Annotated in this window: 12 protein-coding genes; 7 read left to right on the top strand and 5 right to left on the bottom strand. The window is 56.7% G+C overall.

The window, feature by feature from the left end; translation table 11 throughout:
- Positions 1-416: 416 nt before the first annotated feature.
- From HBA26_RS00870 to HBA26_RS00860, 3 genes are all read left to right on the top strand, one after another.
- Positions 417-692, top strand: coding sequence for a metal/formaldehyde-sensitive transcriptional repressor (locus HBA26_RS00870; protein ID WP_028013093.1), 276 nt, complete (start codon positions 417-419; stop codon positions 690-692).
- Positions 693-723: 31 nt separating this feature from the next.
- Positions 724-1,842 (top strand): S-(hydroxymethyl)glutathione dehydrogenase/class III alcohol dehydrogenase, encoded by a 1,119-nt coding sequence (locus tag HBA26_RS00865; protein WP_126345581.1) that lies wholly within the window; start codon positions 724-726, stop codon positions 1,840-1,842.
- Positions 1,843-2,002: 160 nt separating this feature from the next.
- Complete coding sequence (locus HBA26_RS00860) at positions 2,003-3,697, top strand: methyl-accepting chemotaxis protein (RefSeq protein ID WP_041910068.1); 1,695 nt, start codon at positions 2,003-2,005, stop codon at positions 3,695-3,697.
- Between the two features lie 76 nt (positions 3,698-3,773).
- Here HBA26_RS00860 and HBA26_RS00855 read toward each other — a convergent pair whose 3' ends face one another.
- The 4 genes from HBA26_RS00855 to HBA26_RS00840 form a co-directional block, all read right to left on the bottom strand.
- Positions 3,774-6,155: a glucose/quinate/shikimate family membrane-bound PQQ-dependent dehydrogenase gene (locus tag HBA26_RS00855; protein WP_166720731.1), complete on the bottom strand. Its 2,382-nt coding sequence runs from the start codon at positions 6,153-6,155 to the stop codon at positions 3,774-3,776.
- Positions 6,156-6,410: 255 nt separating this feature from the next.
- Positions 6,411-7,334 (bottom strand): LysR substrate-binding domain-containing protein, encoded by a 924-nt coding sequence (locus HBA26_RS00850; RefSeq protein WP_126345572.1) that lies wholly within the window; start codon positions 7,332-7,334, stop codon positions 6,411-6,413.
- Between the two features lie 182 nt (positions 7,335-7,516).
- Entirely contained in the window at positions 7,517-8,401 is an 885-nt protein-coding gene (locus HBA26_RS00845; protein ID WP_047368520.1) for an SDR family oxidoreductase, read from the bottom strand.
- Between the two features lie 64 nt (positions 8,402-8,465).
- Positions 8,466-8,855 (bottom strand): YdeI family stress tolerance OB fold protein, encoded by a 390-nt coding sequence (locus HBA26_RS00840; protein ID WP_008502282.1) that lies wholly within the window; start codon positions 8,853-8,855, stop codon positions 8,466-8,468.
- Between the two features lie 139 nt (positions 8,856-8,994).
- Between HBA26_RS00840 and HBA26_RS00835 the strand changes: the two genes are divergently transcribed.
- From HBA26_RS00835 to HBA26_RS00820, 4 genes are read left to right on the top strand one after another with little or no spacing between them, the layout of a single operon-like run.
- A complete protein-coding gene (locus HBA26_RS00835) occupies positions 8,995-9,498 on the top strand; it encodes a hypothetical protein (RefSeq protein ID WP_126345571.1) in 504 nt (167 codons plus the stop codon).
- Positions 9,499-9,507: 9 nt separating this feature from the next.
- Positions 9,508-9,954, top strand: coding sequence for a YetF domain-containing protein (locus HBA26_RS00830; protein ID WP_166720729.1), 447 nt, complete (start codon positions 9,508-9,510; stop codon positions 9,952-9,954).
- Positions 9,955-9,965: 11 nt separating this feature from the next.
- Entirely contained in the window at positions 9,966-10,484 is a 519-nt protein-coding gene (locus HBA26_RS00825) for a 2-oxo-tetronate isomerase (RefSeq protein WP_063154030.1), read from the top strand.
- Positions 10,485-10,501: 17 nt separating this feature from the next.
- Positions 10,502-11,488, top strand: a complete 987-nt coding sequence (locus HBA26_RS00820) for an SDR family oxidoreductase (RefSeq protein ID WP_028013102.1) — start codon at positions 10,502-10,504, stop codon at positions 11,486-11,488.
- Here the strand turns inward: HBA26_RS00820 and HBA26_RS00815 are convergent, their stop codons facing one another.
- Positions 11,489-13,114 carry an alpha-amylase family protein gene (locus tag HBA26_RS00815; RefSeq protein WP_126345570.1) on the bottom strand — a complete coding sequence of 542 codons (1,626 nt, stop codon included), beginning with the start codon at positions 13,112-13,114 and terminating at the stop codon, positions 11,489-11,491. It lies immediately after the preceding gene.
- Positions 13,115-13,117: the final 3 nt, after the last annotated feature.

The following is a 13,117-nucleotide window of genomic DNA, read 5'->3' as shown; positions in this document are numbered from 1 at the left end:
TCCGTCGTCGGCAGCGTCAGATGTGTATAAGAGACAGGCCATAGATAATGTATTAAAGAATATAAATAATTTGGTAATGGTGCGGGGTTTTTAATTTCAGCGATAGCTAATGTGAAAAAAACAATAATGAAAAAGAAATCGAGTAATGATGACGTGAATTTTTTGCGATAGTTATTTGAGATGAGAGACGTAGTTTTAAAGAGCACGTTCATGCTGGGGCCTTAAAATGAATAATTCTGATTATATCATGCAATTCTTAGATGTGTCATTACCTGGCGGGGGGGACCGTATGGGGAGTTAACGTCGCTTTATGTCCAACACAGCCTGTTGAACATGTTTATCACCCTTGTAAACATAATGTTTACAGATTAAGAATAAAAATGTTACTATACCCCCCTATAGTATCAGGAGGGCATATGCCGCACTCACCCGAAGATAAAAAACGTATTCTGACGCGCGTCCGCCGCATTCGGGGCCAGGTTGATGCCCTTGAACGCGCGCTGGAGTCGGGCGACCCCTGTCTGGCCATCCTGCAGCAAATTGCCGCCGTGCGCGGCGCTGCCAATGGCCTGATGGGCGAAATGGTTGAAATACATCTCAAAGACGAGCTGGTGACGGGAGACACAACGCCGGATCAGCGAGCCGTACGCATGGCGGAAGTCGGCCATTTGCTGCGCTCTTATCTAAAATAAATCCACACACCTGACAAAAAGGGAAGACATGATGAAATCTCGCGCAGCTGTTGCATTTGGCCCCGGCCAGCCGCTGAAAATCGTCGACATCGACGTCGCACCGCCGAAAAAAGGCGAAGTGCTGATCAAAATCACCCATACCGGCGTGTGCCATACCGATGCGTTTACCCTCTCCGGTGACGATCCGGAAGGCGTCTTCCCGGCGGTGCTGGGTCATGAAGGCGGCGGGATTGTGGTGGAAGTGGGCGAGGGCGTGACCAGCCTGAAGCCAGGCGATCACGTTATCCCGTTGTACACGGCGGAATGCGGCGAGTGTAAGTTCTGTAAATCCGGTAAAACTAACCTCTGCCAGGCCGTGCGCGCCACTCAGGGGAAAGGGCTGATGCCGGACGGCACCACCCGTTTCTCCTACAACGGTAAGCCAATCTATCACTACATGGGTACCAGCACCTTCAGTGAATACACCGTTTGCGCGGAGATCTCGCTGGCGAAGGTCAACCCGCAGGCGCCGCTGGATAAAGTCTGCCTGCTGGGCTGCGGCGTAACCACCGGCATTGGCGCGGTGCATAACACGGCAAAAGTCAAAGAGGGCGACACCGTGGCGGTGTTTGGTCTCGGCGGCATTGGTCTGGCAGTGATTCAGGGTGCGGTGCAGGCGAAGGCCGGGCGTATCATCGCGGTCGATACCAACCCGGAAAAATTCAAGCTGGCGGGTGAAATGGGCGCGACCGATTTCGTGAACCCGAAAGATCACGAGAAACCGATTCAGGACGTCATCGTTGAGATGACCGACGGCGGCGTGGACTTCAGCTTCGAGTGTATCGGCAACGTCAACGTAATGCGTTCTGCGCTGGAATGCTGCCACAAGGGCTGGGGTGAGAGCATCATCATCGGCGTGGCCGGGGCAGGTCAGGAGATCAAAACCCGTCCATTCCAGCTGGTGACCGGACGCGTCTGGCGCGGCTCCGCGTTTGGCGGCGTGAAGGGGCGTACCCAGCTTCCCGGCATGGTGGAAGACGCGATGGTCGGTAAAATTCAGCTCGACCCGTTCATTACCCACCGTTTGCCGCTGGAGCAGATCAACGAGGCGTTCGATCTGATGCACGAAGGAAAATCCATCCGTACCGTCATTCATTTCGGCGACAAGTAACTCTTCTGCCAGCGGTTTTTAGCCGCTGGCATTTCTTTAATAATCTTCTCTAAAGTGTGACCAGTGCGGCGTTTTTAGCCGTAATCTAAATCTCTGCCGTGCCGATGACTATCTAACAGGCGTGTTTTTGCGCATCTTACCTATAAGAGAGTCGACGGTCATGGACAACACTTCTTCGATGCAGGCGCAGCGCAAGCTGAGCTTCCTGCATCACATCAGGCTGGTTCCGCTGTTTTCCTCCATTCTCGGTGGCATTATTCTGCTGTTTGCCTTGAGTTCGGGTCTGGCGGGGTATTTCCTGCTACAGGCCGACAACGATCAGCAGGACGTTACGTCCGAAATTCAGGTGCGTATGGGGCTGTCGAACAGCTCAAACCATCTGCGCACCGCGCGTATCAATATGATCCACGCCGGCGCGGCAAGCCGTATCGCGGAGATGGAGGCCATGAAGCAGAACATCCGTGAGGCGGAAACGCGCATTAAGCAATCCCAGGATAGCTTTACCGCCTATATGCATCGTTCCGTGCGCAGCGCTGCGGACGAAGCGCTGGATGCAGACCTGAAGGCACGCTACGACGCCTATATCGCGGGCCTCCAGCCGATGGTCAAATTTGCCAAAAACGGCATGTTCGAGGCGATCATCAACCACGAAAATGAGACCGCGCGCCCGCTGGACGATGCTTACAACGCCGTTCTGCTGAAGGCGATTAAGATCCGCACCGACCGCGCCAATGCGCTGACGGCGCAGGCGCACAGCCGCACGCAGCTGGGTCTGATGTTTATGGTGGGCGCGTTTGCGCTGGCGCTGGTGCTGACCGCGATGACCTTCGTCGTGCTCCGCCGCACGGTCATTAATCCGCTGCAGCGTGCAGCGAAACGTATCGAGAATATCGCCAAAGGCGACCTGACGATGCCGGACGACGTGGCCGGACGCAGCGAAATTGGCCGCCTGACGCGCGATCTGCAAACCATGCAGCACTCCCTTGAAACAACGGTCGGCACCGTCCGTCAGGGGGCGGAGGAGATTTACCGGGGTACCAGCGAGATCTCTGCCGGTAACACCGATCTCTCATCACGCACCGAGCAGCAGGCCGCGGCGATTGAGCAGACTGCCGCCAGCATGGAGCAGCTGACCGCGACGGTGAAGCAGAACGCCGATAACGCCCATCATGCCAGCAAGCTGGCGGAAGATGCCTCCGGGAAAGCCAGCCGCGGCGGCCAGATGGTCTCCGGTGTGGTGAAAACTATGGGCAATATCTCAAGCAGTTCGAAGAAAATCTCTGAGATTACCGCGGTGATCAACAGCATCGCCTTCCAGACCAATATCCTGGCGCTTAACGCGGCGGTAGAAGCGGCGCGGGCGGGCGAGCAGGGACGCGGGTTCGCCGTGGTGGCCAGCGAAGTTCGTACCCTGGCAAGCCGCAGCGCCAACGCCGCAAAAGAGATCGAAAGCCTGATCAACGAATCGGTCTCGCTGATAGACCAGGGTTCCGGTGAGGTCGTTGCCGCTGGCAATACCATGAATGAGATCGTCGAGGCGGTGAAGCGCGTCACCGACATCATGCTGGAGATTGCCGCCGCGTCTGACGAGCAGAGCCGCGGTATCGTGCAGGTCAGCCAGGCTATTTCGGAGATGGATAAAGTGACCCAGCAGAACGCCTCGCTGGTGGAAGAGGCCTCCGCGGCGGCCGCGTCGCTGGAAGAACAGGGCGCGCGTCTGACAGAGGCGGTCGGGGCGTTTCGTCTGAGCGGCAAGGCTCAGGGGCGTACTCAACAGCAGAACTCTGCGGCAGTAAAACCTGCTGCATTACGTCCGGCGGTAGCGCATAACGGTGATAACTGGGAAACGTTCTGAGTCGCCGGCCGTGTCGGGTGGCGCTTGGCTTACCCGGCCGACAAAAAAGGGACCTTTCGGTCCCTTTTTTCATCCGTTACTGCTTATCGGGTAACGCGTACGCGATAACGTAATCACCGCGATCCGGCGACTGGCGAGCGCCCCCGGCGTTAATGACGATGTACTGCTTACCGGTTTTCGGCGAGACGTAGGTCATCGGGCCGGACTGGCTGCCGACCGGCAGGCGGTCCTTCCAGATCTCTTTCCCGGTGGCGGTATCAAACGCGCGCAGGTAGAAATCCTGGGTGCCGGCGAAGAACAGCAGGCCGGACTGGGTTGACAGCGACGCGCCCAGCGTTGGCATCCCGATTGGGATTGGCATGTGCATGCGAATGCCCAGCGGGCCGGTATCTTCTACGGTACCAACCGGTACCTGCCACACCAGCTTGCCGGTTTTCAGGTCAACGGCCGACATGGTTCCGAACGGCGGCTTCTGGCACGGAATGCCCAGCGGCGACAGGAAGCGCTCGCGCATTGCGCCGAACGGCGTGCCGTCCATCGGGACAATCCCCATCTCAATGCCGCTGGCGTTTTTCGCCACGTTCGCGCGCGGCACCATGTAGTTTGCCAGCCCCAGACGCATATCGTTGACGAACATCAGACTGTTGTTCGGGTCAACGGAGACGCTGCCCCAGTTCATCCCGCCGAGCGAACCGGGGAACTGCAGGGAACGGTCGAGACCCGGCGGGGTGAAGACGCCCTGATGACGCATCTCTTTAAACTGAATGCGGCACAGAAGCAGGTCGACAGGCGTCGCCCCCCACATGTCGGACTCGGTTAACGTCTGGTTGCCAATCATCGGCATGCCCACGGAGTACGGCTGGGTCGGAGAGTACCGTTCACCTTCAACGTTACCCGCCGGAACTGGACGTTCCTCCACCTTCGCCACCGGCTTGCCGGTTTCACGGTTGAGCATAAAGATCATGCCCTGCTTGCTGGTCTGGACCAGTACAGGCGTGGTGCCGCCTTTGCCGTCCGGCAGGTCGTACAGCAGCGGCTGGGAAGGCAGGTCGAAGTCCCACAGGTCGTGGTGGGTGGTCTGGAAATGCCAGCGTACCTGTCCGGTGGAGGCGTCGACGGCGACGATGGAGGAACTGTACTTATCGTCCAGCGCGGTACGCTCGCCTGCCCAGAAGTCTGGCGTGGCGTTGCCGGTTGGCAGGTAGATCAGGTTCAGCTTAGCGTCGTAAGACATCGCAGACCAGACGTTCGGCGTGCCGCGCGTGTAGGTTTGACCTTCCGGCGGCAGGCCGGTCAGGTTCGGATTACCCGGATCCCACGCCCAGGCGAGCTTACCGGTGTGAACGTCGTAGGCGCGCACCACGCCCGGAGGTTCGCCGGTGGAGAAGTTATCCGCGACGCGACCGCCGACAACAACGACGTTCCCGGCAACCAGCGGCGTGGAGGTCTGCTGATAATATCCTGGCTTGATCTCGCCCATGCCGATGCTCAGGTCAACGGTGCCATGGTCGCCAAAGTCGTCGCAGAGCTTGCCATTATCCGCGTTGATGGCAATCAGACGGGCATCGGTGGTAGGCAGGAACAGGCGGCGAGGGCATGCCGCTGGCGATGTCCCGGTCTGTGACGCTGTCACGTTTGCATGATCTTCAAAGTAGCCCAGACCACGGCAACGCTGCCAGTTCGGGGCGGTGGCTTTCGAATCATAACGCCATTTTTCTTTCCCGGAATCCACGTCCAGCGCCAGCACTTTACTGTACGGCGTGCAGACATAGAGCGTGTCGCCAATCTGCAATGGCGTGTTCTGATCTTCCGCACCGGAGCCGTTGCTCTGCGGAATATCCCCGGTGTGCGCCACCCAGGCGACTTTCAGATCGCTGATGTTTTGCTTGTTAATCTGGTCCAGCGCGGCGAAGCGGTCGCCGTGGGTGGTGTTGCCCCAGTGTTCCCAGTTTTTCTGCTGTTCGCCGGGAGCAACGGGTTTCACCTGAACGGGCTCGTTCGCCGCCACGAGGGTTTGCGGCTTAAACATCCAGCCGAGGCTGACCAGCATCGCCAGTGCGAGAACCGCCGCAACGCCATAAGCCGGGGCTTTATTCGCTGCGCCGCGGTTGTCCGCGCGCAGGAAAGGCCAGACGATGGCGCAGAGGAAGGCCAGTACGGCAAAGGTGAACAGGCGCGAGAAGAGCGGCCAGAAATCCCAGCCCGCATCGCTTACCGCCCAGAACAGCGAGGCAATAAACGCGATGCCGTAAAGCACGATCCCGCTGCTGCGATTGAGGAAAATCAGGAGCGCGGCAATGACCATCACCACGCCCATTATCACGAAGTAAAAACTTCCGCCTACGGCGGCGAGCTTGAAGCCCAACCCGCCGACCGCCAGACCGATGAGCAACATCAGTCCGGCAAGGAGCCACTGCAAAATACGAGGTATCCCGCGCGGCGCGCTGCCAAATGCCATTTCTGTCTCCTTTGAATCTCTCCGCATTGTCGGGTGTGTACCATCTGGATAATAAATGCGGGTAGAGCAATGATTAAAACGAGTGAATTCTTGTTTATATAACGATTAGCGAACCAAATGGTTAATCCGCCGTTATGATAAAACTGTTAATTTGTTTTACGCAATTGTTAATGAATCATTCCGCATTATTTGATTAACGCACAGCCCAGTTCCCTCTCTCTGTGGGAGAGGGAACTGGGTGAGGGGTGAAGGGAATCAGACAGGCATAGATTTACGGATAGCGCTCAGTAGCGTTTGTGCGCCCGTGGAAAGGGGAGTATCCACCCGGGTCAAAATACCGATGGGTTCACCCGCACCCGGGGAGGCGATCGGCAGGGCGGTCAGCGTGCCCTGACGCAAATCATCTTTTACCGCACCGGAGGGGACGAACCAGACGTAGTCATAATCCAGGGTAAGCTGGCGCGAAAGAGAAGCCGAAAGCGTTTCGATGCACCCTGAGGGTAGCGTACACCCCTGCATCTGCAGCAAGGTTTCGGCGGCCTGGCGCGGGACGGTCCCTTTCGGGCAAACCACCACCGGCCACTCCATCACCCGACTTAACGTCACCGTGTCCTGCAGCAGGGGATGATCGGGTCGAACCACCAGCTTCAGGGATTCCAGGAACAGCAGTTCATAATTGAGACCGCCCATCAGCTCGGGGTCGGACATTCGACCGATACCGAGATCAAGCTCACCCGATTTCAGCCCCGCGAGCAGCATGGTGTTATTCATGGTGGCAACCTGAATAGTGGTATTGCGCTGCTGCTTGTGGAACTGTCCAATAACGGGCGGCAGGATCCCCAGCGCCGCGGTTGGCAGGGCGCCGACGCGCACCACCTCGCTGGTGTGCTCTTCTTTTCGGTGCAGGGACTGGCCTGCGGTGTTGAGCGCATCAAGAACCTTCACGGCGTGCGTCAGGAACTGTTTGCCCACCAGAGTCAGCTGTGCCCCCAGCCGACCGCGGTCAAATAGACGGGCGCCGGTCAGCTGTTCCAGCTCGTTAAGGGTTTTCGAGAGCGCGGGCTGGCTCAGGTTAAGAGTTTCAGCCGCGCGCCCCAGCGTTCCCTGTTGAGCGACGGCCACAAATGTATGCAAATGGCGCAAGCGTATGCGCTGACTGAACAGACCATTTTTTTCCATAGGCGATGTTAAAAACAGAGCGATGCGGGTGACAAGTTAAGTTGTTTAATTTTGATAACTTGATAGCAAAATATTTTTAACATTTGATCTGTTTGAGTTACAACATGTTTTTCAGGCGAGGTGGGTGATGAACGTCCTTGTTCATTTATTGCTCACTGCGGAGGGATAAGCTGCAAACCGGTTTAGATCACGCCGTCGCCGCCGTCAGAACACCATACCTGACCGGAGGTAAAGGAACACTCATCCGAGGCCAGCGTGACGTACAGCGGGGCAATCTCGACGGGCTGTCCCGGACGACCCAGCGGGGTATCACCCCCGAACTCCTTCACTTTCTCCATCGGCTGGCCGCCGCTGGACTGGAGTACCGTCCAGTACGGGCCGGGGGCGACCGCGTTGACGCGAATGCCTTTCGGACCCAGCTGTTTGGCTAAGGATTTAGTAAACACCGCCAGACAGGCCTTCGTCTGAGCATAGTCCAGCAGTACGGGGCTGGGCTTCACCGCCTGAACGGAGGAGGTGTTAATGATCACGGACGACGCTTTCAGGTGGCGCAGGGCGGCCTTGGTGATCCAGAAGGGGGCGTAAACGTTGGTTTTAAACGTCGCGTCAAAATCTTCGGTAGTCAGCTCTTCAAGGGATTCCCGGAACTGCTGACGGCCTGCGTTGTTGACCAGAATATCCAGCCCGCCCAGCTTAGAAACGGCTTCTTCGACCAGATTCTGGCAAAAGGTCTCGTCCCGGACGTCTCCTGGCAGCGCGATGGCGTTGCGGCCTTCCGCTTTGATCAGGTCGATAACCTCGGCGGCATCTTTCTCTTCTTCAGGCAGATAGTTGATGGCGACGTCTGCCCCTTCACGGGCGTAGGCGATAGCCACTGCGCGTCCAATCCCGGAGTCACCACCGGTGATCAGCGCTTTTTTGCCGGCAAGGCGGCCATGCCCTTTATAGCTTGTTTCACCGTGGTCGGGTACAGGCTGCATTTCAGACGCCAGCCCCGGCGGCGTTTGCGGCTGTTCCGGGAACGGGGGTTTCGGGTAAGCGTTCGTACGTTGTGTAGTATCACTCATAGCTGACTCCTTAAGCCAAGGGGTGAGATTTGATGGATAGTTGCAGCGTTAACGCTTCGCTGAATTATTTCTGCAAACGATCAACACGAACGACGGCAGGCGATGATTTTTTATCAAGCGAACCGTTGATACTGATCATCTGATCGGGTTTTACCGTTCTGCCGTCGAAGACTGCCTGGGGAATAATAACGTCGATTTTTCCGGTTTTATCCTGGAATACAAACTTATCGCCGCTACCGTCAATAAGATTACCGCGCAATGAAATTGTCGCGCCATCGTGCAATTGTTTTGCCTGATCGATGGTCATAATACGCGCGTCATCGGTTCCACGATATCCGCTGTCCAGCGCGTGGGGCGGTGGCGGTGCTTCACCTTTTTGTAACCCGCCGTTATTATCTGCCCATGCAGCTGGAACCAGAAATATCAAAAAAGCGGAAATAAGTGATAATTTCATCTGATATCCTTCATTTTTGAGTGTCTTGACATATTAAGTATTGTTGCTATTCCTTTATGTGGCAAATGTGATAAGTCTTAAAAACATTTTCTTTGGAAATCAAAACTATCTTGAAATAAGCGAAACGGTGACAACGACTATGAAGCATGAAAATGAAAAGTTACCCGGGATAGATGAGAGTTATCGCTTGTTGAGGTTTGAATATTCATTTCGCCAGGTGGGTTTTGTGGTCCTTCTGGCTATTATCATCGCAGCGGTTGCTGGTCTGTTTTCCAGCGGGATGGTGAGCGATACGGCCAAAACCAATTCCGCTAACTCATTGAGCATAAACTATGAACGCTTCGGCCGGCGGGAGACGGAGTCAAGAATGCAGATCACCTTCCCGGTGAAGAAGGAGGGCAGCTATACCCTCAGCCTGACCACCGACAGCAGCGACGTGTACGAGCCCGGCAGCGTCTGGCCGCAGCCAGACAAAATGTATAGCCACGGCAAAATCCTCTATTTGGTCTTTGACGACCTGCAAAAATCAGACAACTTCTCTGTTTTATACTTCACGACACCTTCCAGAGCCGGTAAATGGAACACCGTCATCCGCGTCAACAACGAGCCGGAGATTAACCTCTGGCAATTTATTTACCCCTAGGAGGCAGATATGGACATGGTCTTTCGCGCGCTGGCGATTTATCTGTTTCTCGTGGTGGTATTTAAAGTGGCAGGGCGACGGGCGCTGCTGCAGATGACCAGCTTTGATCTCATCCTCCTCTTAATTATTAGTGAGGCGACGCAGCAGGCGCTTTTGGGTCAGGATTTCTCCGTTACCGGCGCAATGATTACCATTACCACGCTGGTGGTCGTTGACATTATATTTGGCCTGATGAAGAAATATTTTTCCCCGGTGGAGAATATTCTTGATGGGACCCCTGTGATTCTGGTTGAGAATGGCGTTCCATTAGAGGATAAGCTAAAAAAAGTCGACGTATCTTGTGATGATATTCTGGTGTCAGCGCGTCAAAATAATGGCATTACAGAACTTAGCGAAATTAAATATGCCATACTTGAGCGCAATGGACATATTTCAATCATTCCTGTTGAAAAATAAGAGGCGGCAAGATGAGCAATCTTTTACACGACAGTCATTATACCGTGAGTGAACTCACCAAAAAGCTGGCGAGTAAATTAACTGATGCCGGGCTGCGCTTAACCACCGCGGAATCCTGCACGGGAGGAAAGCTCTCGGTGGCGCTGTGTGCAGAGGAAAACACGGCCGATTTTTATGACGTCGGGCTGGTTGTGTTCAGCGATGAAGCCAAATCGCGGATCCTCGGCGTGCGTCCGGAGACGCTGGCGCGCTATACCGCCGTCAGTGAACAGACGGTGACCGAGATGGCCGCCAGCATCCGCGACATTGCCCAGGCGGATATCAGCATCGCCATCAGCGGCTACGCGGGCCCGGAAGGGGGCGATGACGGCACGGCGGCGGGAACGGTCTGCTTTGCCTGGAATATCTGCGGTGAGACTAAAACCCGCACCGTCCTTTTCTCCGGCGACTGCCAGGATGTGGTGGAAAAAGCGGTGCAATTTTCGCTCGCTGAACTGGTGACAACATTGTCGGACGGCAATAACGGCTAAATTCACGCGGAGGTTCTATGGCGGTCATAGTGATTACCGGCGGGACGGCGGGCGTGGGAAAAGCCACGGCGCTGAAATTTGCAAAGGCAGGTTACGATGTGGGGCTTATCGCCCGCGATGAAGCCAGCCTGCACTCCACCCAGGAAGAGCTTCGCCGCTTCGGCGTTAATGCCCACGCGGTGCAGGCGGACGTCGCCGACAGCCAGGCGGTGGTGGATGCGGCTAACGAGATCGAGTATCGCCTCGGGGCGATTGATGTCTGGGTCAACAATGCGATGGGGGCCGTGCTGGCGCCGTTTCGTACCCTGACGCCGGATGAGTTTCGTCGTGTGACAGATGTTACCTATCTCGGATTTGTTAACGGCACCCGCGCCGCGCTGGAGCTGATGGTGCCCCGCGACAGGGGGGTGATCATTCAGGTGGGGTCCGCGCTGGCCTACCGTTCCATCCCTTTGCAGTCGGCCTACTGCGGGGCCAAAGCGGCGATCCGCGGATTCACCGATGCGGTGCGCACGGAGCTGATGCACGAGAACAGCCGGGTTCAGCTTTCCATGGTGCAGATGCCGGGGCTCAATACGCCGCAGTTCGAATGGGCAAGGAATAAGTTCGCCTGGGCGATGCGACCGGTGCCGCCGGTCTTTGAGCCTGAAGTGGCCGCCAGCGCCATCTTTAAGGTTGCGCAGAAACCGGTGCGAGAGCTGTGGGTGGGCAGCAGCACTATCCAGTCCATCGTCGGGCAATTCTTCTTTCCGGGCTACCTTGACCGTCTGATGGTAAAAAAAGCCTGGGAAGGCCAGATGACCGACGATCTGAACGCAGCGGATCGGCGGGACTATCTCGACCAGCCGATTGACGACCTGCACAAAATCCATGGTCGTTTTACCGACGAAGCGAAGAACCGCGCTACGTCCGTCACCTCCGGTATGCCGGGCAAGGTGGCGCTGGGGGCCCTCGCGGTGGCGGGGATTATGCTGACGCGTCTGATAACCCGCCGGAAACGCTAATCAGCGCAGCGCGCTGCGGTGCGTCCAGAACCAGCGGTAGCCGTAGGCGCCAATACTGAGTTCGACGGTTTTGCCGCAAACCAGCGCGTCGTCGTAGCGTTTGTCCGCGAGGCAGGCGGTCCAGGTGGCGTTGCGGATCCCTCTGGCGGTGAATTGCACCGGCTGGTCGCTGAAGTTAACGAAGGTCAGAATGCTGCGCTCGTCGGTCTCGTAATAGATCCCCAGCACCGCGTCATGATCGAGGGTGATGAGGCGAAAGGGCGCCACGGCAATTTCGGGGAACTCCGAGCGGGTATTGGCAATATCAATAATCCGGTGCAGGAGCGAGTTGCGGTGGAGCAGCGAATCGGCGACGTTGATTTTTTGATAGCGGTAGGGCCCGTGGTCGATTATCGGCGCAATAAATTTTTCAGGATCGGCTGCCGAAAACCCGCCGCCCTGTGAACCCGCCCACTGCATTGGGGTGCGGACGGCGTAGCGCTCCTCCAGTTCAAGGTCGTCACCCATGCCGATCTCATCCCCGTAGCGCATCACCGGGACGCCCGGCAGTGAAAAGAGCACCGCGTGGCAGAACGCCAGCCGCTTTGGATCGCCATTCAACATCGGAGCCAGACGTCGCCGGATCCCACGCTGATAGACGTTCATCTCCTCGTCAGGGGCGAAGGTGTCGAGCACGAACTGTTTATCTTTCTGGCTAATCCCTTCCAGATCCAGCTCGTCATGGTTGCGCAGCCAGTTGGCAAAACAGCATGAATCTGGCGGGACGATCATTTTCTTCACCGCGTTGCGCAGCGGGCGGGCGCTTTTTCTGGCCAGGCTGACGTAGAAATACTTGTTGAGCCAGAAGTTGAGCACCAGATGCAGGCGGTCGTTATTGCCGAAATAGTCTTTATAAACCTCAACGTCTACGTCCACTTCGCCGAGCAGGATCGCGTCCGGATTACGCTGCTCGATAAGACGGCGCATGTGCTCCAGGATCCACAGGCCCTTTTTCTCGTCACCGCTGCCCGCCTGCTTCGTGAGGTGTGATGCGGCATCCAGTCGAAATCCCGCTACCCCCAGCTTGAGCCAGAAGAGGATAATATTCTCAATCTCCTTAAGCACGGCGGGCGAGGTCAGGTTCAGGTCCGGCTCGTGGCGGTAGAACATGTGCCGGTAATACTGTCCCGCTTCGTCGTCCCAGCTCCAGACGCTCTTTTCCACGCCGGGGAACATAGGTGGCGTATCGTCGTCGTCGTTATCCGACCAGATATAGTAATCGCGATAGGGCGAGGCGGGGCTGCGGCGGGCCTGCTGGAACCAGGGATGGGCGTCCGAGGTGTGCTGGATCAGCAGCTCAATAATAACCTGCATGCCCAGCTCCCGGGCCTGTTCGATAAAGGCGATGATATCGGCCAGTTTTCCGAAGCGGGGATCCACCTGCAGATGGTCGCTGACGTCGTAGCCCTCATCGAGAAAGGGCGTGAGGTAAAACGGGGTGATCCAGATAACCGTCGCCCCCATGCGGCGAATATAGCGCAGCTTGGCCGCGATCCCGGCGATGTCCCCGCAGCCATCGCCGTTCATATCGTAAAAAAGCGCGGTGTCAATCTGGTAGATAATGGCCCGTGTATGCCAGTCCGTCATAGC

Origin of the sequence: Enterobacter sp. 725m/11 (genome assembly GCF_011683705.1) — a bacterium.
GTDB lineage: Bacteria > Pseudomonadota > Gammaproteobacteria > Enterobacterales > Enterobacteriaceae > Enterobacter > Enterobacter bugandensis.
This window is presented reverse-complemented; position numbering and strand designations above follow the sequence as displayed.

Excerpts from the sequence above, each read along its gene's own strand:
- HBA26_RS00870 (WP_028013093.1), top strand. The coding sequence starts at position 417 with ATGCCGCACTCACCCGAAGATAAAAAACGTATTCTGACGCGCGTCCGC.
- HBA26_RS00865 (WP_126345581.1), top strand. The coding sequence starts at position 724 with ATGAAATCTCGCGCAGCTGTTGCATTTGGCCCCGGCCAGCCGCTGAAA.
- HBA26_RS00860 (WP_041910068.1), top strand. The coding sequence starts at position 2,003 with ATGGACAACACTTCTTCGATGCAGGCGCAGCGCAAGCTGAGCTTCCTG.
- HBA26_RS00855 (WP_166720731.1), bottom strand. The coding sequence starts at position 6,155 with ATGGCATTTGGCAGCGCGCCGCGCGGGATACCTCGTATTTTGCAGTGG.
- HBA26_RS00850 (WP_126345572.1), bottom strand. The coding sequence starts at position 7,334 with ATGGAAAAAAATGGTCTGTTCAGTCAGCGCATACGCTTGCGCCATTTG.
- HBA26_RS00845 (WP_047368520.1), bottom strand. The coding sequence starts at position 8,401 with ATGAGTGATACTACACAACGTACGAACGCTTACCCGAAACCCCCGTTC.
- HBA26_RS00840 (WP_008502282.1), bottom strand. The coding sequence starts at position 8,855 with ATGAAATTATCACTTATTTCCGCTTTTTTGATATTTCTGGTTCCAGCT.
- HBA26_RS00835 (WP_126345571.1), top strand. The coding sequence starts at position 8,995 with ATGAAGCATGAAAATGAAAAGTTACCCGGGATAGATGAGAGTTATCGC.
- HBA26_RS00830 (WP_166720729.1), top strand. The coding sequence starts at position 9,508 with ATGGACATGGTCTTTCGCGCGCTGGCGATTTATCTGTTTCTCGTGGTG.
- HBA26_RS00825 (WP_063154030.1), top strand. The coding sequence starts at position 9,966 with ATGAGCAATCTTTTACACGACAGTCATTATACCGTGAGTGAACTCACC.
- HBA26_RS00820 (WP_028013102.1), top strand. The coding sequence starts at position 10,502 with ATGGCGGTCATAGTGATTACCGGCGGGACGGCGGGCGTGGGAAAAGCC.
- HBA26_RS00815 (WP_126345570.1), bottom strand. The coding sequence starts at position 13,114 with ATGACGGACTGGCATACACGGGCCATTATCTACCAGATTGACACCGCG.